17 protein-coding genes are annotated in these 21,378 nt (G+C 65.5%); 5 read left to right on the top strand and 12 right to left on the bottom strand.

Annotated features, from left to right (window positions below):
- Positions 1 to 10: 10 nt before the first annotated feature.
- Entirely contained in the window at positions 11 to 1,345 is a 1,335-nt protein-coding gene (locus tag E3C22_RS12760) for an aspartate aminotransferase family protein (RefSeq protein ID WP_134762396.1), read from the top strand.
- Between the two features lie 323 nt (positions 1,346 to 1,668).
- Complete coding sequence (locus tag E3C22_RS12765) at positions 1,669 to 2,277, top strand: hypothetical protein (RefSeq protein WP_134762397.1); 609 nt, start codon at positions 1,669 to 1,671, stop codon at positions 2,275 to 2,277.
- Here the strand turns inward: E3C22_RS12765 and E3C22_RS12770 are convergent.
- The 4 genes from E3C22_RS12770 to E3C22_RS12785 all read right to left on the bottom strand — a co-directional run bounded on the left by E3C22_RS12770 (position 2,274) and on the right by E3C22_RS12785 (position 7,055).
- Positions 2,274 to 3,125 carry a sulfotransferase gene (locus tag E3C22_RS12770; protein WP_167591755.1) on the bottom strand — a complete coding sequence of 284 codons (852 nt, stop codon included), beginning with the start codon at positions 3,123 to 3,125 and terminating at the stop codon, positions 2,274 to 2,276. The genes E3C22_RS12765 and E3C22_RS12770 overlap by 4 nt on opposite strands.
- Positions 3,126 to 3,210: 85 nt before the next feature.
- Positions 3,211 to 4,074 carry a sulfotransferase gene (locus E3C22_RS12775; protein ID WP_167591756.1) on the bottom strand — a complete coding sequence of 288 codons (864 nt, stop codon included), beginning with the start codon at positions 4,072 to 4,074 and terminating at the stop codon, positions 3,211 to 3,213.
- Between the two features lie 247 nt (positions 4,075 to 4,321).
- Entirely contained in the window at positions 4,322 to 5,533 is a 1,212-nt protein-coding gene (locus E3C22_RS12780) for a DUF1501 domain-containing protein (protein ID WP_245514965.1), read from the bottom strand.
- A 4-nt stretch (positions 5,534 to 5,537) separates the two neighbouring features.
- Positions 5,538 to 7,055, bottom strand: a complete 1,518-nt coding sequence (locus E3C22_RS12785; protein ID WP_134762400.1) for a DUF1800 domain-containing protein — start codon at positions 7,053 to 7,055, stop codon at positions 5,538 to 5,540.
- Positions 7,056 to 7,611: 556 nt separating this feature from the next.
- Between E3C22_RS12785 and E3C22_RS12790 the strand changes: the two genes are divergently transcribed.
- Together E3C22_RS12790 and E3C22_RS12795 are read left to right on the top strand one after the other, a co-directional pair.
- Positions 7,612 to 8,523, top strand: coding sequence for a hypothetical protein (locus tag E3C22_RS12790; RefSeq protein ID WP_134762401.1), 912 nt, complete (start codon positions 7,612 to 7,614; stop codon positions 8,521 to 8,523).
- 215 nt (positions 8,524 to 8,738) lie between these two features.
- The gene (locus tag E3C22_RS12795; protein ID WP_134762402.1) at positions 8,739 to 9,593 is read left to right on the top strand and encodes an FkbM family methyltransferase; all 855 of its coding nucleotides are present in this window, start codon (positions 8,739 to 8,741) and stop codon (positions 9,591 to 9,593) included.
- A 99-nt stretch (positions 9,594 to 9,692) separates the two neighbouring features.
- Here E3C22_RS12795 and fcl read toward each other — a convergent pair whose 3' ends face one another.
- The 7 genes from fcl to E3C22_RS12830 form a co-directional block, all read right to left on the bottom strand.
- Positions 9,693 to 10,649 (bottom strand): GDP-L-fucose synthase, encoded by a 957-nt coding sequence (fcl, locus tag E3C22_RS12800; RefSeq protein WP_134762403.1) that lies wholly within the window; start codon positions 10,647 to 10,649, stop codon positions 9,693 to 9,695.
- Entirely contained in the window at positions 10,642 to 11,733 is a 1,092-nt protein-coding gene (gene gmd, locus E3C22_RS12805) for a GDP-mannose 4,6-dehydratase (protein WP_134762404.1), read from the bottom strand. The genes fcl and gmd overlap by 8 nt, the downstream gene beginning before the upstream one ends.
- Before the next feature lie 360 nt (positions 11,734 to 12,093).
- A complete protein-coding gene (locus E3C22_RS12810; protein ID WP_134762405.1) occupies positions 12,094 to 13,770 on the bottom strand; it encodes an O-fucosyltransferase family protein in 1,677 nt (558 codons plus the stop codon).
- 216 nt (positions 13,771 to 13,986) lie between these two features.
- Complete coding sequence (locus E3C22_RS12815) at positions 13,987 to 14,835, bottom strand: FkbM family methyltransferase (protein ID WP_134762406.1); 849 nt, start codon at positions 14,833 to 14,835, stop codon at positions 13,987 to 13,989.
- Positions 14,836 to 15,050: 215 nt separating this feature from the next.
- Complete coding sequence (locus E3C22_RS12820; protein ID WP_134762407.1) at positions 15,051 to 15,785, bottom strand: WbqC family protein; 735 nt, start codon at positions 15,783 to 15,785, stop codon at positions 15,051 to 15,053.
- Positions 15,786 to 16,832 (bottom strand): sulfotransferase family protein, encoded by a 1,047-nt coding sequence (locus E3C22_RS12825; RefSeq protein WP_134762408.1) that lies wholly within the window; start codon positions 16,830 to 16,832, stop codon positions 15,786 to 15,788.
- Positions 16,829 to 18,883, bottom strand: a complete 2,055-nt coding sequence (locus E3C22_RS12830) for a DegT/DnrJ/EryC1/StrS family aminotransferase (RefSeq protein WP_134762409.1) — start codon at positions 18,881 to 18,883, stop codon at positions 16,829 to 16,831. Before E3C22_RS12830 ends, E3C22_RS12825 begins: the two co-directional genes overlap by 4 nt.
- Before the next feature lie 559 nt (positions 18,884 to 19,442).
- On the opposite strand from E3C22_RS12830, the gene E3C22_RS12835 reads away from it, so the two are divergent.
- Positions 19,443 to 20,357, top strand: a complete 915-nt coding sequence (locus E3C22_RS12835) for a hypothetical protein (RefSeq protein ID WP_167591757.1) — start codon at positions 19,443 to 19,445, stop codon at positions 20,355 to 20,357.
- Positions 20,358 to 20,396: 39 nt separating this feature from the next.
- Here E3C22_RS12835 and E3C22_RS12840 read toward each other — a convergent pair whose 3' ends face one another.
- Complete coding sequence (locus E3C22_RS12840) at positions 20,397 to 21,374, bottom strand: glycosyltransferase family protein (protein ID WP_134762411.1); 978 nt, start codon at positions 21,372 to 21,374, stop codon at positions 20,397 to 20,399.
- Positions 21,375 to 21,378 lie beyond the last annotated feature (4 nt).

Raw genomic sequence — 21,378 nt, forward strand, 5'->3', positions numbered from 1 at the left:
GAGCCACGTCATGAACGACATTCCGAACTCGATCGAGGCCCGCGACCGGGCCTACCAGCTGCATCCGCTGGTCGACCTCAGGAAACACGAGACGACCGGCTCGCTGGTGATCGACCGCGGCGAAGGCGTCTATGTCTTCGACATCGAGGGCAAGCGCTATTTCGAGGGGCTCGCCGGCCTGTGGTCGGTCGCGGTCGGCTTCGGCGAAAAGCGCCTCGCCGAGGTCGCCAAGGCGCAGATGGAGAAGCTGCCCTATTATCACATCTTCTCCCACAAGACCCACGGCCCCTCCGTGGAGCTTGCCGAGAAGCTGATCCAGATGGCGCCGGTGCCGATGTCGAAGGTGCATTTCACCTCGTCGGGCTCGGAAGCCAACGACCTCGTCGTCAAGCTCTGCTGGTATCGTTCGAACGCGCTGGGCAGGCCGGACAAGAAGAAGATCATCGGCCGGGTGAAGGGCTATCACGGCGTCACCATCGCCGCCGGCTCGATCACCGGCCTTGCCCGCAACCATGCCAGCTTCGACCTGCCGCTCGACCGCATGCGCCATACCAACTGCCCGGACTACGGCTCGGCCGCCCTCCCCGGCGAGAGCGAGGCGGCGTTTTCGAAGCGCATGGCCGACGATCTGGAAAAGCTGATCCTCGAGGAGGGACCGGACACGGTCGCCGCCTTCTTCGGCGAGCCGGTGATGGCGTCTGGCGGCGTCTATGTGCCGCCGGAAAACTACTGGCAGGAGATCCAGCGGGTCCTGAAGAAATACGACATCCTGCTGGTCGCCGACGAGGTGATCACCGGCTTCGGCCGGACCGGCAACATGTTCGGCTGCCAGACCTACGGCATCAAGCCCGACGTGATGGTGATCTCCAAGCAGATGGCCTCCTCCTACATGCCGATCGCCGGGATCTTGATGAGCGAGGACTTCTACGCGCCGATCGCCGATGAGTCCTCGCGGCTCGGCGTCTTCGGCCACGGCTACACCGCCTCCGGCCACCCGGTGGCGACCGCCGTCGCGCTGGAGAATCTGAAGATCATTGAGGAGCGCGACCTCCTCGGCAATTGCCGGGCGCGGTCGCCGGGCTTCATTGCCCATCTCGACGAACTGTCCCGACACGAGCGGGTTAAAACCTGGCGCGGCGTCGGGCTGCTCGGCGCGCTCGAGCTTCACCCGACCGGCGAGCCGGGCGAGGCCGGCGCGGCGATGGCGGCGGCGGCGCTCGAGGAAGGCGTGATCGCCCGAGCGGTCGGCGATGCCTTCTGCCTCTGCCCGCCGCTGATCATCACCGAGGCCGAGATCGACGAGATGTTCGCCGCCGTCGGCCGGGCGCTTGACCGGCTCGGCTGACCGCGGCGCGGCTTCGCAGCCACAGCACCGGCGCAAAATCGCGATCGATCATCGGTCGCCCCGGCACGGAAATGCAACGCCTTGGAGCGTCCGTGCGGCGTTCGACGGGGCACCGGTGCCGTAAAGCGCCGCTTCGACACAAGTGCCGTGAGGAACGGCGCAGTTGCCGCGGCGCTCCACCTGACGCCGCGTCATCAATGCGAGACTTGAGGGCCCGCGCTATATGGTGCATACGCAGTTTCATATCCGAGGAACTATAAACGAGCGTTACGATGCCCCGTCCGACCAATCGCATCCTCCGGTTCTTTGCGGCGTCTCAGCCGATGACGTTTATCGAAACCGGAACCTTCCACGGCGCCGGCATCAAGGCTGCCCTGATGACCGGGTTCGACCGCGTCGTCAGCATCGAATGCGTGCGTGAATTCCACGACGAGTGCAGCGGCCGGTTCGCGAGCGAGATCGGCGAGAAGAAGGTCGAGCTGCGGCTCGGCGACAGCGCCGAGGAACTGCCCGCGATGGTCCCCTCGATGAAGGGCCCGCGGCTCTACTGGCTGGACGCCCATTTCCAGGGCGTCGACGGCGAGTTCGAAGCCGCGAACTGCCCGCTCACGGCCGAGATCGAAGCGGTGATCGCCAGCCGCCACCCCGACGACGTGATCATGATCGACGACATGCGGCTCTTGCGCAGGCCGGCCGCCTGGCGTGGCCACAAGGTGGAGATCGACGCGGTTCTCGGCCGGCTGATGAACGCCTACACCGACCACGTGGCGCTGTTCCTCGATGCGGCGAACCAGAGCGAGCACACCCGCCGGGACATCTTCACGCTGTTCCCCGCCCATCTCGCCGGCCAGTTCTTCGCGAAGTTCCCCGGCGGCCGGGACGAGGCCGCCATCAAGGCCAAGGCAGAGCGGGAACTCGCCGCGACCGCCTAATCCAGGAGCGCATAGCCGGGCCAGATGGCCCGCATCCGCTCGGCACCGTAGGTTTCGGCCAGATGGTCGTAGATCGGCCGGTAGTGGCGGGCGACGTCCCGGCGCAGATCCTCGTCCACGACGGTCTCGGCCCCGGTCGACGAATTGACCCTGGTCGAGAACTCGGCCTCCTCGTAAGGCAGGCCGACGACCCCGCAGAGGCGCTCGACCTCGCCTCGCGAAAACATCTCCTCGTAAAATCCGACGAAGACCTCGTCCTTGTCGAACGCCTGTTCGATGGACTTAAGGACGTCCGCATACCAGCTCGGCGCCCGGTGCTGCGGCCGCGCACGGGCGTTGATCGTGGCGCTCTTGTCCCGGCGCTTCAGCTTCAGTTCCCTGTAGCGCACGGCCGAGACGAAGCGGTCGACGGGATCGCGCATCAGGAAGACCGGCCTGACCCTGATCCCGCGCGGCGCGAAAGCCTCCTTCAGGCGAAGCATCTGCGCCGGCGGCATGTTCCAGTTCGCCGGCGTCAGGTCGCCGGTGATCCTCGGCCCGTCCTGCCGCGACACCAGCGACGAGAAATAGTCGTAATAGGCGTTGAGATCGGACATGAAGGAGAGCTTGCGCCAGAGATGGTCGTTCCGCCTCAGCGGCTGATCCTGGGTTTCCAGCGCATGCCGGACCATCCGCTTCATGCGCTCGACCTGCCTGGTCTGCTCCCGCCCGAACAGCGCGTCGAAGATGTGGTATTCCTTCTTGGCACCGAAATCGACGACGCCGCTTCGCGAGGCGAGATAGCTGTAGAGCCAGGTGGTGCCGCATCGCGGCGCGCCGAGGCCGAGGATGAAGGTCCGTTCGTTCAAATCGGAAATCCGCCTTGCTGGATTGCGTTCGGTGTCTTCGCCCTGGCCGTGAGCGAACGTCGCGCCCGATGCCCCGAGCGGACAATCAGTCGAGATAGGCATATCCCGGCCAGATCTGCCGCATCCGTTCGCTGCCATAGGTCTCGGCCATGAAGTCGTAGGTCGGTCGGTAATAGTTCGCCGCCCGCACCTTCAGCGCTTCGTCTGCGCCAAGCGTCGCGGTCGATGACGAATTCACCCGGGTCTCGAAGTCGGGCGTGGCATAGGGCAGACCGAGCGTGGCGCAGAGCCTTGCCACCTCCGCCTCGCTGAACAGCGTCTCGTAGAAGCCGACAAAGCCGGTGTTCTCGCCGAAGACGTCCGTGATCCGCTGGAGGATCTCCGGATACCAGCTGCGCGAACGGTATCTCGACGTCTCGGCGCCCTCCTGCCGGAGATCGAGAAGCGGATCGGTGGGGTCGATGTGCCGGCGCTGCACCTCGGTGTGCCGCAGGCTGGAGATCAGCCGCTCCACCGGATCGCGCATCAGGAAGACCGGCACGACCCGGACGCCGCGGCTGGCGAAGGCCTCGGCCAGCGCCGCCATGTGCCTTGCCGGCAGGATCCAGTTGGCTGGCGTCAGGTCGCCCGTCACCTGCGGGCCGCCGGGCCGGGAGATCAGCCCGGAGAAATAGTCCGGATAGGCGTTCGGATCGGAGAGAAAGGCGAGCTTGCGCCAGAGCCGCTGGTTGCGCCGGATCGGATCGTCCTGCGTCATCACCCCTTCGACCGTCTCGCGCAGGGTCTGCAGGCGCTCCTTCGCCCGCTTGCCGTAAAGCGTGTCGAAGTGATGGTATTCCTTGGCAAAACCGAGATCGACCTCGCCCTTGCGGCTCGACAGATAGCTGTGCAGCCAGGTCGTGCCGGAACGCGGCGCGCCCAGGCCGAGGATGAAGACACGGTCGGTCATGTGGCCATGGTCCAGATGAAGGTCCGGTTCGAGAAGCCGATCGGTCGCAAGACGCCGAGACCATCGGGGAGACCGACGATCCATCCCATGGCTAGCATCGGTGCCGGGCTGTCGCCAACCGCTTTGTGGCATCGGCGCGGCGAGGTCCGGCACGGGTCGGGGGGCGGTCACGGCGGCGACCATGGCAGTCCCGGCCGCCCGCGCGGGAGGCCCGTCTCTCGAGGGACGGGCTTCAGCCGATGCGTCTTCAGGCGACGAGGCCGGCCATCGGTCTGACGCCGAGGCTGCCGGGGAAGATGTCGGTGGCAAGGCTGCGCTCGGAAAGGCCGAGATGGTCCTTCAACACGCCCTTCAGCACAGCGCGCAGATCCGTCGTCGGCTTCAGGTCGCGGCCTTCGAAGAGATCGGCCTCGCGCAGTCCCGGCCAGTCGGCGATCACCCGCCCGCCCTTCACCGCGCCGCCCATCAGGAAGGCCGTCGTCGCCGTGCCGTGGTCGGTGCCGCCGCCGCCATTGCCCCAGGCGGTGCGGCCGAATTCGGTGACCACCGCCACCACCGTGTCCTTCCAGGCCGGGCCGAGCGTTTCGGCAAGATCGTCGAGGGCAAGGTCGAGAGCGGAAAGGTTCTTGGCGAGGCGGCCGTTGTCGGCGCCCTCCTGGACATGGGTGTCCCAGCCCTCGTAGCTGATCGCCGCAAGGCGCGGGCCGTCTTCCTCGGCGAGCAGCTTGGCGGCGCCGTTGGCGAGAATGCGGAAGGCTCTGGCCGGCCCCTTCTCGATGTCGAAGGCGGAATTCGCCATCATCCGGTCGGTCTCGAGCCCCTCGGTCAGAAGCTTTGCGAGCTCCTGGTCGCTCTCGCCATAGAGCGAAGCAAGCCGCAGCGCGGTGTCCTCGACGGCCGGCTGGAAGGTCTGCGGCGACCAGGTGAGGGTTCCCGCCGGGCCGGCGAGGATCAAGGGGATCGTCGGGCCGATGGCAAGGCCCGGCTGCGTCCCGACCCGCTCGCCGGCGGGCAGAGCGACGGCGACCCGGTTCAGCCAGCCGTCCTGGGTGCCCGACGGGCCTTCGAGGCCGCTTTCGAGGACGTTCTGGCCGTCGAAATGCGAGCGGCTGCGATAGGGCGTCGCCGCGGCATGGACGACCAGTGCCTCGCCCTTGGCAAAGCGTCCGTGCAGCTTCGGCATGGCGTCGTTGAGGGCAAAGAAGCTGCCGGCCAGAGGCAGGACGTCCTTGCCGCCCTCGCCGAGCGCCAAAGCGCCGCGCAGCGGGCGGTAGTTCGGATCGCCGACCGGCGCGACGGCGGCGAGGCCGTCCAGCGCGCCGCGCAACAGGACGACGACGAAGCGCGGATCGCGGGTGCCGGCAAACCCCGCCTTCGGCATCATCGACCAGGCGGCGAAGACACCGGTTCCAGCCAGGAACCGGCGGCGCGTCAGGGCCGTGTAGTTGCATCGCTCCACGAGGTTACCTCCGCTGGAACTCCGGGCTCATCAGAAGCAGGGCATAGGCCTGCCCCGGGCTTTCTGCCCTGGCGATCGCCTCCCTGGTCGGGGCCGACAGGAGATCGCCGAGCATCGCTTCCGCCACGGCGCGAGGATCGCCCGACTTGCTGCGCGCCCCGAGATATTGCGCGACATCCAGACGGTTGGTCATCGCATCGGCCGCCAGCCAGTAGCGGGAATCGCCGGGAAAGCCGGCGGGCGACGTCGGCCGCCACATGGCCTGGCCGAGCACCGTCAGGGTGCGGCGCACCTCGCCCGCCTTGATGGGAACGTTCAGCGCCCGGGCCGAGGCAAACAGGAACTCCTGCGGGCTGCGCAGCTTGGTGCGCGGCGCCTCCCAGCTCTTCGGCGCGGTGACGAGTTCCTTGGCGAGGGCGAAGAGGTCGCCGTCGCTCGCAAGGTAAACCTTCGCCAGCTGCTCGACGAGTTCTGGCTGCGGCTCGTCGGCGACGAAGGACTGGACGAGCTTGCGGGACAGGTGACGGGCCGTCGCCGGATGGCGGGCGAGATCGGCGATGATCGCCTTCGCCTGATCCTCCCCCTTCTGCGGATAGGTCTTGCCCATCACCGTCACCGGGCCGGGCTCGTGCATCCGCTCGGTAAAGGCGAAGACCCCGACCTTGTCCGGCTGCCGCGGATTGAGCCCGAAGGTCCATCCCGACAGGGCATTGGCGAGGGCCCGCACGTCGTCCTGATCGTAGCCGCCGTCGACGCCGACCGTGTGCAACTCGAGCATCTCGCGGCCGAAATTCTCGTTCAGCCCGAAACGGCTGTTGCGCTCCACCAGCTGGCTGTTGACGCCGAAGGAGATGCGGTTGTCGAGATAGGTCAGCATCGCCGGGTGGCGGGCGACGGCGAGCAGCATGTCCTCGAAGCGGCCGAGGACGTGCGGACGGATCGCCTCGCGCTCATAGGCGCCGGTGGTCGCGAGGGTGATCGCGTTCTTGCCGAGCTCGACCGCGAAATGGTTCGACCAGAAATCGACCAGCCGCTCGAAATAGCCGATCGGGGCGTTCTGGAGCTGCGCCGATTTCGCTGCGAGATCGGCCCGGTAGAAGGCCCCCTGCGGCGGCTTCTTCTCCTCCATGGAGGCCTTCGTCGCACCAGACTTCATCTTCGCCGGCGAGCCGTCCGCCATGGCCCCGCTCTCCATGGCCTGGCTCTCCATGGCCCTGCTTTCCATGGCCATTGCGGAACTGCCGGCATCGTCGGACGACATCGCCGCCTCGCTCGCCTTCTTGCGGGCACGGCCGGACAACCCGGTCGCAGCGAGGCGCTCTGCCCGCGCGGCCTGGAACTCCCGCATGGCCAGAAGGATCTCGGACGCCGGCTTCAAGGTCTTGCCGCGTGCGAGGGGCTTGGGATTTTCGATGTCGCCGAGGAGCGCCGCGAGCGGATCGCGTCCCATGGCATCGGCATCGTCACGCCTGAGACCGAGGCCGAAGCGCGAAGCGGCGAAGGCTGCCGACGGTTTGTTCATCACACATCACCCGGCACGAAAAAAGCGCGCTTGCAGCGGAGCAAAACGAATATTGTCAGTCTGGATTCGCCTGTCAAGCTGACGGTCGATACCTGAAAGATCAAAGACTTAAACCATGCCGGCCGGCGATCCGGCCTTGGAAGCGCCGCGATCGGCGTCCAGCGAGCGGAGACCGCGAACGGCCGTCAGAAGCGATGGCGCGGCGACGCCGGCATCCCGCGCGAACGCCGTCTCGCCGCTCCCCGCACGGGGCGTTCGGGCATCGGTCCTTTCTTTTGAGACGATGGCCCGAAGATGTGCCAAACTCCTTCCCGGCTACGCGTTGGGGTTGCCGGGAACATCTCGGCGCAGCAAGTCTTTTCAAGGGATTCGGCCGCTATTGCCGAATCGTCGCAGACCTCTTGGAACCCTTGCGGGCCATGCATAAGCTAGGTATCTGGAAGAAGTATCGAGTCTCGAAACAGCTGCAATTCAATTGTCACTCCGGCGCAATTAAGCTGACAGTCGACTTGACGATACGACATGATTACGGCCTGCGGCGGCAGGTAGGGAAGCAATGACCAAGCTCAATATCCATTTCGGCTATCCCAAGACCGGAACAACCAGTCTTCAGAACATGCTGGCCAGGTCGAGAAAGTCTCTGGATGCCCACAGAGTTCTGTTCCCCGAGACGATCGACAATCGCCATCGCGTCTTGCAGCTGATCGGGTCTGACGGCACCAATCAGAATCTCAACAAGAGGCTCAACGTTTCATCGAGCGACGAGCGCAAGTCCCGTATCGACAGCTGGGTTGCCGGTCTTGCCGAAGTCGCGGCCGACTACGACAGTGTGATTCTCTCCGAAGAAACTCTGGCGACCCGGGCCCCGGAGGAGCTCGCCGAGATCCATTCCGTGCTCGCCCCGCATTTCAGCGAAGTCCATGTCTATGTCGGATTCCGGCAACATGAGAGCTTTGCCATCAGCGACTACATGCAGCGCGTCAAGGCGACCTTCAATCACGCCTCGTTCCGGCACTATGTGCGCAATCTCGCCAGCAAGGACTTCATGCTGTATTCCCAGGTCCTGGAGAGGTTCGACACGATCTTCGGCCCGGAAAACGTCCATCCGATCGTCTACGACGCCGCCAACAGCCACGACTTCAACAAGAACCTTTTGGCTTCCATGGGTGTCGAGGCCGAATGGCTGGAAACGCCGACCGAGCTCTACAACAAAATGCCGAATATCGAAGTCCTGTTCCTGAAGCAGTTTTTCAATCGTCGCATGGAACAGATGATGAAGGACTTCGACGGCAAGGCCAATGGTGCCGTTCACGACGCGATCATCGACGCACTCGGCACGGTCGTCTCGGCTGCGAAAATCACCCTTCCCACCAAGGCCGATCTTCTGGACTCGATCCCGCGCAATACCAAGCGCCAGTGGGACGACGACTGGACGGCACTGCAGGCCTCGCTGGATTCGCGCTCCTGATCCTTCGGCATTGCTGAGGAAGACCTTCGGCTGTGCCGCCACGCCTCGCCGATCCACGGAACCGGCGGTGTCGCCGATGGCACAGCGCCGTTACGTCAGCGCCGACCGCCGGCGGCATGCCAAAAAGACACTGGATTGCGGCACGAGCCTATGCTTTGTGACGCGGGTACGGGGTTTTCCGTGCGCACCATTCACGCTCCAGAGGAAGGCGACCAATGCCGGTCATTGAGGTTCAAAGTACCGATCGACGGAAGGCCGAGAGCACCTTTCTTCTCAACAACGCCAAGAACGTCCATTCGCAGAACGGCGAAGACGGCATTCTCGGCGCCCTTTACGATCTGATCGGCACCAAGAACAAGTGGTGCGTCGAGTTCGGTGCCTGGGACGGCGTCCATCTCAGCAACACCTGCGACCTGATCCGCTCGCATGGCTGGTACGCCGTGCAGATCGAGGGCAACGGCAAGAAGTTCGAGACCCTCAAGGAGAACTTCAAGGACAACGATCGCGTCCGCCAGATCCACGCCATGGTCGGCTACGAGCCGGGCGTCAACACCCTCGAGGATTACCTCGCGACGACCGAGATCCCGGAGGACTTCGATCTCCTGAGCATCGATATCGACGGCAACGACTGGTACATCTGGGAATCGGTGAAGAAGTACCGACCGCGGGTCGTCGTCATCGAGTTCAACCCGACCGTCCCCAACGAGGTGGTGTTCATCCAGGACAAGGACATGAGCATCAACGAGGGATGCTCGCTGGCCGCGCTGATCAAGCTCGGCAAGGAAAAGGGCTACGAACTCGCCTGCGTCACCAAGGTCAATGGCATCTTCGTGCGCTCGGACGAGTTCCCCAAACTCGGCATCAAGGACAACAGCATCGACGCGATGCATCGGAAGGATGCCGCCTACATCTTCCAGGGCTACAACGGCAAGATCTACCAGACGATGGGCCGCGGCTACTGGCGCCTGCGCAATACCGAGCTCGGCCAGCCGGATTCGCTGCAGATCCTGCCCGAGCGCTCGCGGCAGTATCAGGACCGCGTCAAGACGCCGACCGACGAGGACAAGTGAATTGAAAAAGGCCCGGGCCGCATCGCGGCCCGGACCTTTTCTCTCTGAAATCCGCTCGTCGCCCGCGACGGGCGAAAGCCTCTGCCCTTCGGTCCCAGATCAGGCGTTGGCGGGCTGGTATTCCCGGCTGAAGGTCTCGTAGACGGCGGCGATGCCGTCGTCGAGCGCGATCCTCGGCTGCCAGCCCAGCGCCCGCAGCTTGCCCGCATCCATCAGCTTGCGCGGTGTCCCGTCGGGCTTCGTCAGATCGTGCTTCAGCTCGGCCTTGAGGCCGACCACCCGGCACACCGTCTCGGCAAGCTCGTTGATCGTGACGTCCTCGCCCGAGCCGACATTGACATGGGTGTCGTCGGAATAGTGCTTCATCAGATGGACCAGCGCGTCGGCGCAATCGTCGACATGCAGGAATTCGCGGCGCGGCGTGCCGGAGCCCCAGAGCATCAGCTCGCGCTCGCCGGCGAGCTTGGCCTCGTGCGCCTTGCGGATCAGCGCCGGCAGCACGTGGCTGCCCTTCAGATCGAAATTGTCGCCCGGCCCGTAGAGGTTCGTCGGCATCGCCGAGACGAAGTCCGCGCCATGCTGGCGCCGATAGGCCTGGCAGAGCTTGATGCCGGCGATCTTGGCGATGGCGTACCACTCGTTGGTCGGCTCGAGCGGCCCGGTGAGAAGCGCTTCCTCCTTGATCGGCTGCTCGGCGAATTTCGGATAGATGCAGCTCGATCCGAGGAACAGGAGCTTTTCGACGCCGACCTCGTGGGCCGCCTGGATGATGTTCGCCTCGATCATCAGGTTGTCGTAGAGAAAATCGGCCGGATAGGTGTCGTTGGCAAGGATGCCTCCGACCTTCGCCGCGGCGAGGAAGATCGCGTCGGGGCGCTTCTCGGCGAGCCAGCGCTGCACCGCGTCCTGGCGCTTGAGGTCGACCTCCTGGCGGGAGGCGGTGAGGACCTCGCAGCCCTCCGGGGCCAGCCGGCGCACGATGGCCGAGCCGACCATGCCGCGATGGCCGGCGACCCAGACCCGCTTGCCTTTGAGGTCGTAGAGAAGCTCAGGCATGGACGAGCCCCATATTCGGCTTGTCGCGCGGCTCGACCTCGGCCATCACCTTGAGGTCCTCCCGCACCATCTCGCTGACCAGCGACTGCAGGCTGGTCTCGTGCTGCCAGCCGAGCCTCTCGCGGGCCTTGGCCGGATTTCCGATCAGGAGGTCCACCTCGGTCGGGCGGAAATAGCGCGGATCGACCTCGATGAGCAGCCGCCCGCTGGCGGCGTCGTAGCCCTTCTCCTCGACCCCCTCGCCACGCCACTCGATCTCGACGCCGACCTCGCGGAAGGCCATCTCGACGAAGCTGCGGACGAGATGCGTCTCGCCGGTGGCGAGCACGTAGTCGTCGGGCTCGTCCTGCTGCAGCATCATCCACATGCCGCGGACATAGTCCCGCGCATGGCCCCAGTCGCGCTTGGCGTCGAGATTGCCGAGATAGAGCCGGTCCTGCAGGCCGAGCTTGATCGCCGCGACGGCGCGGGTGATCTTGCGGGTGACGAAGGTCTCGCCGCGCCGCGGGCTCTCGTGGTTGAAGAGGATGCCGTTGGAGGCGTGGATGCCGTAGGCCTCGCGGTAGTTGACGACGATCCAGTAGGCATAGAGCTTCGCCGCGGCGTAGGGGCTGCGCGGATAGAACGGCGTCGTCTCGTCCTGCGGCACGGCCTGCACCTTGCCGTAAAGCTCCGAGGTCGAGGCCTGGTAGAAGCGCGTCTTGTCCTTCAGGCCGAGCAGCCGGATCGCCTCGAGCAGCCGCAGCGTGCCGATGCCGTCGGCATTGGCCGTGTATTCGGCGGTCTCGAAGCTCACCTGCACATGGCTCTGGGCGGCGAGATTGTAGATCTCGTCGGGCTGCGTCTCCTGGACGATGCGGATGAGGTTGGTCGCATCCGTGAGGTCGCCATAATGCAGGATGAAGCGCGGATCCTCCACATGCGGATCCTCGTAGAGATGCTCGACGCGGGCGGTGTTGAACGACGAGGAGCGCCGCTTCAGACCGTGGACCACGTAGCCCTTGCTGAGCAGGAGCTCCGACAGATAGGCGCCGTCCTGACCGGTCACGCCGGTGATGAAGGCGACTTTGCGGCTATCACCCATGGGCTGCACTAAGCTCCTGTTGCCATGTCGATGTCGAAGGGGAAGCCCGCAGAACGGGGCCGTCTCGAGGCGTCGCCGTCGCAGCGGCAGCGATCAGTCCGACACCGTTCGCGGTCAGGGCCGCCAGTTCCGGCATCAAGATACGCAGAAACTTCCGAAGGGGCAGTCACCGTTCGTCGTACCACTGACACGCCACAACTTCGAAAACCGACGTCCCGCCCCGAAGAGACGAGGGGATGCTTCGCCAGCGAACGCGAAGACCTGCCCGATGTCAAACCGTCCGGCATCACCTATCCTCTATCCGCCGCCCCTGCAACCATTGCCCCCGGCGCCTTTCGCCGGTGCCGGGAGCGCCTGCCGCTAGCCCTCGCGGGCCTGGACCTTGGTCTCCCAGGACCTCAGCCTTGCATCCTGAGGCCACTTCTCCTGGGCGCTGGAGAGCGCCTTGCGGGCGGCTGGAATCCGGCCCGCGCTGAGATCGATGCCGACGATCCGCAGGATCGCCCGAATGTCGTCGAGCCCGGCCGCGTCGATATCCGCCACCATCCCGGCCGCAGGCTCGGTCTTGCCGGCCTGGGAGAGATAGTGGGCGTGGAGGATGCGGAGGTCCTCGTCGTCGCCGCCGGACCAGCGCAGCTTCGCGACGGTTTCGGCCGCCTCGGTGAACCGCTTGCGCCAGGCCAGGACGGTGGCGCGCTGCCGGACGAAGACCGGCGCGTCGGAGACGCCGCCTTCCTCGGCAAGGACCGCTTCGGCCTCCTCGTAGCCATGGGCATCGAGCAGGCGCTGGACGAAGAAGGCCCGCAGCAGGGGATGGCCGGGCTCCATCCGGAAGGCCTTGCGGGCGATCGGCACAGCGGCCTCGCGGTCCTTCGTCACAGAGCGCTGGGCGGCGGCATGGGCGGCGATGAAGGGCGACGGCCATTCCCGTGCCGTGAGCGACTCCATGCTCGGCGTGTGGAAGACGTTCGGCCGGCCGAAGAACTCGGGAAGCAGCCGGCCGTTGCGCTCGAAATAGGCCTCGGCGCTGGCGCGGAACTCGGTCTCCGCCGACGGCAGATCGCCCGCCGCGATGAACGCCATGGCGCGCAGGTGACGATAGGTCCAGTTGGTCGGATCGAAGGAGGACGCAGCTTCCAGAAGCTCGATCTTCAGGCCGTTGTCCATCGCGGCGGGAAGCTCGTCCACCGCCCACTGCAGTTCCTTGGCCTTTTCGAGATCGGTGGTGCCGAGTTCGCCCGCCCGCCGGGTCAGGTGGTCGCGCAGGAGGATCGACTGGTAGAAGGTCACCGGATCCTCGATGCCATCGGTGCCGATCGTGTTGGCTAGGTTGGCGAAGGCGGAGTTGCGGGCCAGAAGGACCGAGCATTTCGACATCGACATGATGTCGAAGAAGGACTTCTGCAGCTCGCCCTCGACGCCGAACCGCTCATAGAAGGACTGGATGCCGACGACGACGTCGCCGGTCTCGTAGCGGCGGATGAATGCCCCGTCATTGCTGAACAGGACGATCTGCTTGTTGCGCGCCTTGAAGTCATTGATCAGGCCGTCAGCGACGGCGACCGGCGTGTATTTGCCGTTATAGAGGGCGAGACGGTTCATCCCTTCGAGGATGTCGCCGCGCCGCACATGCAGCCCGACGTCGAAATCCGGAAACCCTGCGGCATGGCGCCAGCGCAGGTCTTCGAGATGGTCGACGAACTCGATCCGGTTCCAGTAATGGGCGAATTTGCGCCGGTTGAACCGCGTCGCGCCGACCGCCGCCATCCGCTTGTAGACGTTGAGCGACAGGCCTTCCGGACCGCCCGGCTGATCGAGCCGCTGCAGCACCTTCTTCGGGATCTCCGGCAGGCGGATCGTGATGTAGCGGCTCTCGTCATATTCGGCGAGGAAGTGCCGGTCGATGAACGACCGGCTGAAGATCTGCTCCGGCCCCTCCACCTGGTGGAAGGTCTTGTCGGTGTAGATTCCCGGCCAGAAGAACTTGAACTCGAAGCCGAGTTCGTCGGCGACGTACATCGCATTGATGACGGCCATGAGCCGGGCGCCCAGACCGTCACGACGGGACGCGACAACAGATTTCGTCATACCCAAGCTCCGCTCACCCTCACGAAATTCCCTACTCACTGCGCGGCCTTGGGACCGTCTCGTGTCGTCTGCTCGTCATCCCCGGCGACGGACCGAAGCCGGCCCGCCCCCACCGGCGCGGCATGGATGCGCCGCGGACCCGGCAGCAGACGCGCCGCCGCCCGATCAGGGATAGGCGACGTGGTTCATGCCCTTCAGGGATTCCACCCGGTAGCCGAGCTCCTTCAAAAGCCCGCGCACGGCCGGCTTGTTGCGGCCGGAGATCTCGATGATCATCGTCGGCCGGTGCTTTTCGAGGAGCGGCTTCATTGTCGACAGCACCTCGAATTCGTGGCCTTCGACGTCGATCTTCAGGGCGCCGAAGCTGCCGAGCTCGACCTCCTTGGCGAAGGTCTGGAACGAGCGGACATAGGCCAGCGTCTTGTCGGCCAGCGGCTTGTTCGTCTTCATGTCGATCGAATTGCCGGTGCCGAGGAAGTCCTGGCCGCGCGGCATGTGCAGGTCGATGACGCTGTCCTCGTTCGACAGGCCGAAGGGATGCAGCTGGATCTTCTTCTCGAGCCCGTTGGCAAGGACGTTGATCTTGGCGCGTTCCACGGTGCGCGGCACGATCTCGAAGGCATGCACCTCGTTGCCGTTCATCGCCGCGACCAGCGAGAACAGGCCGGTATAGGCGCCGATGTCGAGCGCCACCTTGGTCTTGCTGGTCACCTCGTACCAGAGATCGAGAATGTCCTTCTCGTAGTCGCCCATCCAGAAATAGTTCCAGGCGACGACGTCGTCATTGGCGGAGAACATGATCGGCGTCAGCGGACCGACCGGGCAGCCGACGAAGCCGTGGAAGGGAAACTGATGCTTCAGCTTGTTGTGGGCGGCCCGGCGCTCGGCGGGCGGCATCCGCTCGGCGCGAAACGCCTTCTGCCGCTCCAGAGCGAGCCGGTTGCCTTCAAGGATCGCCGGATGCGTCTCGCCGAGATTGGCGAACATCAGCATTGCGCTGGGCTCTTGCGTCATACCTGCTCCAACTCCACTGGCCGCGTCTGCCTACTTGACGAATAGGGCAGGCGCAAGCTTGCAGCGACGCCGGCAGGCCGCATGGGAGAACGGCGTTGCAGGCATCACCCGATTTTCCGTCATCCGCGGCCGAAAAGCCTGCGGCGCGGCCGCGCCGCAGCGGCATGGTTGCGCGGATGGACTGTCGAATTTGTGACAGGCGGAATGTTCATGAGCTAGCCGAAAGATGCGGCATCTGACATGCGGCCGGCGTCGACCAGCCTTCGCAGCTCTTCGCCGTCCGCATGGGCGATGGCGTCGAGGACGCTGAGGCCCGGCAGGAATGATGCGCCATTCTGGTCGTAGGGCAACAGGTCGGGGGCGAGGAACAGAAGCCTGATCCCGGCATCGGCGAAGCTTCGCCCGTCATAGAGCTGCCGGCCGCCCTCCATGTTGAGATATTCGCTCGTGCCGATCTCGCGACAGGCGGCGATGATCCGGTCCTGCCCGGTCAAGGCAGGATCGAGGCGAAGCTCGGAGATGCGCCTGATCGGCGCTCCGACCGCGAGGATTTCGAAGCTGCGCGCCAGAGCGAATTCGGTGAGCCGGGTAAAATCCAGATCCAGATGCTCGAACGCCGCCGCCACCGAAGCGACCAGCCCGAGCGCGCGATTCCGGTGAGGAGCACGGGCATAGCCCTGCTCAATGCGGCGATGGAGTTTCGTCAGTGCCGCCCGTGCCTTCGGATGGAAGCGCCGCTGGCTGATCGGCGCATCGTGGGCGGCAGCCGCCACCGGCAGGGTGAAGAGGCCCCGCTCGGCCCCGGCCCTCAGCGTGTTGCGGTTCATCCAGCCCTGTTCGATGAACGGCACCGTGTCGAGCAGCCAGAACTCGTCAACCTTCCGGGCCAGCTGGAAATAGCCGAGATAGGGAAAGAGATAGGGCTGCATGATCGCGATGCGACGCGGCACTCACGCCTCCTTTCCCGACAACTCCTCGGGCGCGAGGCGCGGCAGCGCGCGCATCTTGCCGACCAGCCGCGACCAGGCCTCGAAGCGGGCCCGCTCGGTCTCCGGCAGTTCCAGATAGGCCGGCTTGTCATGGGGCTCGACCGCAGCAAGCGCCGCATGGAGCGATGCGAAGTCGGGATACGAGCCGAAGGCCGGGAGGCCGGGCCTCGCGCTCTCGTAGCCGAGCGCTGCAAGCAGCGGCCCGGCGACGGCCTCGATGAGAGCGATCTGGTCGTCGTCGAGCGCCGCACGGAACTTGCCGGCATTGTCCGAGAGCAGCGGCTTGCCGAGGTTCGACCACATGGCCGAGCGTCCGGCATCCACCGCCGCCGAGCGGCTGCGCTCGGAAAAGCCCAGCATGTCGGCGGAAAATTCGAGATCGAGATTGCCGCAGACCCGGCGCAGCTCGCTCTCCGGATCCGCCAGCAGATCCTCGTATCTCAGCGCCGCGGCTTTCATTCCGGCTGGACGGCCGGCGAGCGCATCAAGCGATCCGGTCTGGTCCTTGATCCAGCGCTCGGCGGCGCGGACGACGCCGCCGCGCATCACCGGGCCCTTCGTCCAGGAGACCGCCATGTCCCGCGGATCGCGCACCATGAACAGAAACCGCGGCGACGTGGCGGTGCCGAGGATCGCCGGAAGAAAGGCGAAGGCGGAATTCTCCTTCAACAGGACGTGGCGCTTGCCCGCCGCCCGCGCCTCGGCGGCGTAGAGTGCGGCGGCCATCTCCGGAGCGCTGTTGCATTCGGCAAGGCAGGCCGCGCGCTCCGCCTCGGTCCAGGCATCGATCGCCCATGAGCTGATCTTGGCATCGAACAGCTCCAGCGTCGCCTGCCGCAATGCCTTGCTGCCGCGGCGATAGCGGGAGGCGCATTCCATCATGATCCGGAAGAGATGCGCCGCGCCCGGCGCGGCGACGGCGGGATGGGCGTCGAAGATCTTGGCGATCAGATTGCTTCCCGAGCGCTCCGAGCAGAGGAGGATGATCGGCGCGTCGAGAGGGGTCACCGACCCGCCCTCACCATCCGCTGCACCTGGTCGATGATCTCACCATTGGCGACAAGACGCATCTCCGGCGCGTTCGACAGGCTGAAGATCCGGGCATAGAGATCGTCGGCGACGGGTGTCGGCAGCGGATGTGTCGCGGCGGTGCGGAGCGGGCGATAATATTTGCGGAGCGTCACCGGCCCCGCAGCGGCATGGATGTCGACCGGCCAGGGCGCCAGGAAGGCCGTGTGAGCGCGCGGCGAGCGCACCCTCGACAGGCCGCCGAAGGGCTCAATGCCGAGATCGGCATCGATCATCAGCGACTTCATCCGCCGCTCCTGCAACGCATAGAGCCGGCCCCAGTCGGCCATCCGCTCGAGCCGGTCGAGGATCGCCGCGGCGGCAAGATCGCTGAGCTTGGCGTTCTGGGCAGAAGCTGCCGTCGAGGGATCGAGCCGAGCGGAGAAATTCGCCAGATTGCGGATCGTCTCGGCCTGATCTTCATCGCAGACGACAAAACCGCCCTCGCCGACGCCCCAGGGCTTGGTGTGGTGGGCGGAGACGACCTCCAGCGGGGCCTTGTCGAGGAGCGCGCTCTTCGGCCGGTCGAGGAGCCCGGTGGCATTGTCGACGACCAAGGCCTTCCCGGCCCGGCGGCAGAATTTCGCCACCCTGTCCCAGTTCGCCTGCTGGGCGAAGACGTTGGTGTAGACCACGCCGTCATAGCTGTCCCTGGGCAGTGCCTTCAGCGCGTCGAGGTCGAAGCGCCCGTCGGCGTCGCAATCAAGGACCAGCGTTTCCGCGAGCGGACCGATGCCGGCGGAGAAGAAGTTGAAGGCACTGGTCACCCAGCGCGTCGCGCCGCTGGTGACGCGGTGCCAGCCGCAGGAAAGATGCAGCCCCGCGGTGCCGCTCGACACGGCGACGACCCGGCGCGTTTCCGGCAGCCCCATCACCGTTTCCACCGCCCGCTCCAGCAGCCGGACCAGCGGGCCACCATTGGCGTGATGGTTCTCCGCGACCGAGAGCGCCAGGAATTCGCCGAGCCGCGAATGGTCGTAGGTCTTGTTCTCGATGAACGGGATGGGCAATTCCGGCACCGGCGCCAGCACCTCGTCCCGGCGCTTCGGCCCCGACACGCCGGCATCGCGGGCAAGCGCCAAGAGGGCGGTATCGCGGCGGCTCGCTTTCGGCCGAAGGGCCGGCGGCACCCGGGGCGCGACGGCGGGAATCCGCGCCAGGCTTTCGGCGATCTGGCGGCGGTAGAGAACGATCCAGTTGGTCTTCGCCGTCTCCCGGTGGAACGCCGCCATCGCGCCGCCGAGATCGATGAAATGCAGCCGCGCGAACCGCTCCCAGGCCTGGAAGGCCAACCAGGTCGACATCGCGCCGCCGGCGCTGGCGAGCACCACGGGCGGCCGGGGCGCATCCTGCCTGAGTGCGATCGCCGCAAACAGCCGCTCGCGGATGTCGTCGCGATCGAGCCTGGCCTCCTTCGGATGAACGTCGATGACGTCGACGCTGGCCGGCTCCAGCACGTCGATGAAGGCGCGGTTCTGGGCATTGCTCATGACGATCACCTGCCGGCCCTTCAGCGCGTCGAGGAGACGCGCGATGCCGCCGGTGATGATCGCCACCTTCAGCTCGTGGCCGCTGAAGCCTGCAGCGGCGAGATCGGCGAGATGCCCGGCGGGAACGAATGCGCGGATCAGGCTCTCGCAGGTCGCCCGATGCTCCATCGGCGTGCCTTCGATGCGGTCGGCATTCGGCCAGGGTTCGAGGCTCGGCACGAAGCAGAGGCCACGGCGAAGATCCGGCTTGTCGGCCATCCAGGCGAGGAGATCGGCCACCATGCCGCCCTCGGCGAAGCGGCTGCCCTCGATGCCGAGGATCCGGTCGAGTTCGGCGCCGTCGGCGGTCGCGAAATCGGCCCGGCCGATCCCGAGACGCTCCAGCCGTGCGAGGCGCTCCCAGAAGCCGTGGTTGATCTTGCAGAAAGTGAAGGGCGCATCCCCGGCCAGCCCCTCCAGCACTCTGCCATAGCCCGGCTGATCGGCGGTGATCCACGGCACCGACCGAAACTCCTGCGCGACGTCCGGCAGGCGGTTTCCAGGCAGCGGCGGGACCGCGCCCTGCGATGTTCCCGTGATTGACGTTGGAATCAGCTGCATGGATTGCGGTCGTGTCGCCCATTTGGATCGGTCAGGCGGCAAGCTTTCATACCCGCCGGTGGAAGGCAACGCGCGGCTTGCCGGACGATACGGTGCGCCCCGAACGCCAACCGGCGGACCGAGCCGTCCGGCGATCGTCCCGGCGCGCCTGCGTCCGGACGCTGACTTGACACCCGACTCGGAAAAGGGACGCCGAAACAACTGCTGGGACATCGCGAAACTTGGCGGTCTGCGGACTGGACGAGCAGGCCTGCCTTCGTATCTGATGAGCTACACATCGCCGCAGGACAGGCTGGAGCGAATCCCGCCGGTTTCAGGCAGCCCAACCGCGAAGACCAGGCTCGCAGCCCTTGTCTGCTTGGAATCGAGTCGTTGACATAACGGAAATGCCCATGCATGCGGGTTCGCTGCCAGATCGCCGCTCGACGAGCAAATGCCCCGCCAACTTGCGACCCGCCTGATGCCCGAACTTCATCTTCACATCGGATATCCCAAGACCGGCACCACGAGCCTGCAGTCGACCCTTGAGAAATCCCGCAAGTCTCTGGCCGGCCACGGTATTCTGTTTCCCGCGACGATCGACAACCGGCATCGTGTCCTGCAGGCGATCGGCTCGCCAGTCCAGAACAAGAAGATCGACCAGAAGCTGCAGGTCAGCTCGGACAGCGAACGGGCCGACGCCATCCGGAAATGGCTGGATGGTCTGGCCGAGGAAGCGACCTCCTATCACACCGTGATCCTCTCGGAAGAGACGGTGGCCACCCGTCCCCTCGAGGAGATCGCGGCGATCAGGGACAGTCTCGTGCCGCGCTTCGACGAGGTGCATGTCCATGTCGGCTTTCGCGAGCATATCAGCTTCGCCCTCAGCAACTACATGCAGAGGGTCCGGGCGACGTTCTACCATGTGCCGTTCCGGCAATATGCCAACAGCATGGCCGACAAGCCCTTCATGTCCTATTCGACGGTTCTTGCGGCGCTCAGGGAGCAGTTCGGCGCGGCCCGCGTCCACCCGCTCATCTACGATTCGCAGAACAACAGCGCCTATAACGAGACGCTGATGAAAGCGATGGGCGTCGAGGGCGGCACGATCGAACTGGTCGAGGAGGAGTTCCGCAACAAGACCCCCGACATCGGCCTGCTGCGCCTGAAACAGGCGCTGAACCGGCAGTTCGACAGGGTGATTCGGGAGTTCGGCGGCCAGCCGGGCTCGGCGGTGCACGACACGATGGTCGACGCGCTCGCCAACATCGCCATCGCAGCCAAGCTGCCGCTGGCGACGAGGGACGATCTGCTGGACCTCATCCCGCAGCCAACGAAGCGCGCTTGGGCGCGCGACTGGGCGAAGCTTCAGGAAGCGGTGCGCGTCCCGGCCTGAGAGGCCCGGGCCGCAGTCAAAAAGCGGCGCGCGCCCTGCCTACATCATCTTTTCGAGCAGGTTGCGAACGCCCTCATACTCGTTGTCGAGGTCGAGTTCCTTGGCCCGCAGATAGGCCTTCTGCCGCATCTCGAAGGCTTCGCCGGTCCAGTTGTCGACACACCAGCGCAGCGCCTCGAGGTAGCTCGCATGGTCGCGCCAGCCGGCATGCAGGCAGTTGTCGCCGAAATCGCAGTAGAAGCGGTTGCCGACGGCGTCCGGCGTGATCACCAGATGGCCGGCGGCCATCGCCTCGAGACCCGGCAGATAGAGCCCCTCCTCCGCCAGCGGCGTCGCCAGGAAGACCGATGAGTCGCGATAGTTGTCGCGCAGCTTCTCCCAGGTGATGCCGTTGCCGGACTTGATGACGGCGTCGATGATCCCTTCGGCCTCCGCCTGCTCGGCAACATCGCGGCCGAACGGGCCCTTGAACATGTTGAAGTTGACGATCAGCGGATCGTCGCGCTGCGGCGCCTTGTCGAAGGCCTGGAAATCGAAGCCGTGCTCGATCAGGTGCAGCTCGTCGCGGTTCTCGACCAGCGGGTGGACGGCGTCGAAGACTTCCTGGGTGATGCAGACCCGGCGCACCGGCTTCGACAGCAGCCGGAACGAATAGCCGTTGTCGAAGGCCATGTTCGAGACGCGGACATTCTGCAGAAGGTGCAGGAAGGCGAGCGGATTCTTGCCGTTCGATGCGTAGTGCTGGAAGAGGATGCGGTGCGAGGACGGCAGCGTGAACACCACGACGTCGTCGTCGGATGCCTCGAAGCTCGGCAGTTCGCAGACCTCGATCCCCTCCCCATGGGCCTCGAAATAAGGCTTCTGGAACAGCCGCGACGGGTCGGAACTGGTGAAGTTGTTGCAGCAGAACACCACCCGGTGGTCCGCCCGCCGCGCATGGACGGCATAATCGAGGAGCTTGGCGATACCTCCGACCGGCTTGTCGGAGGGGACGAAAAACACGACGCGAGGTTCCATGCTC

This window comes from Jiella endophytica, assembly GCF_004519335.1.
GTDB lineage: Bacteria > Pseudomonadota > Alphaproteobacteria > Rhizobiales > Rhizobiaceae > Jiella > Jiella endophytica.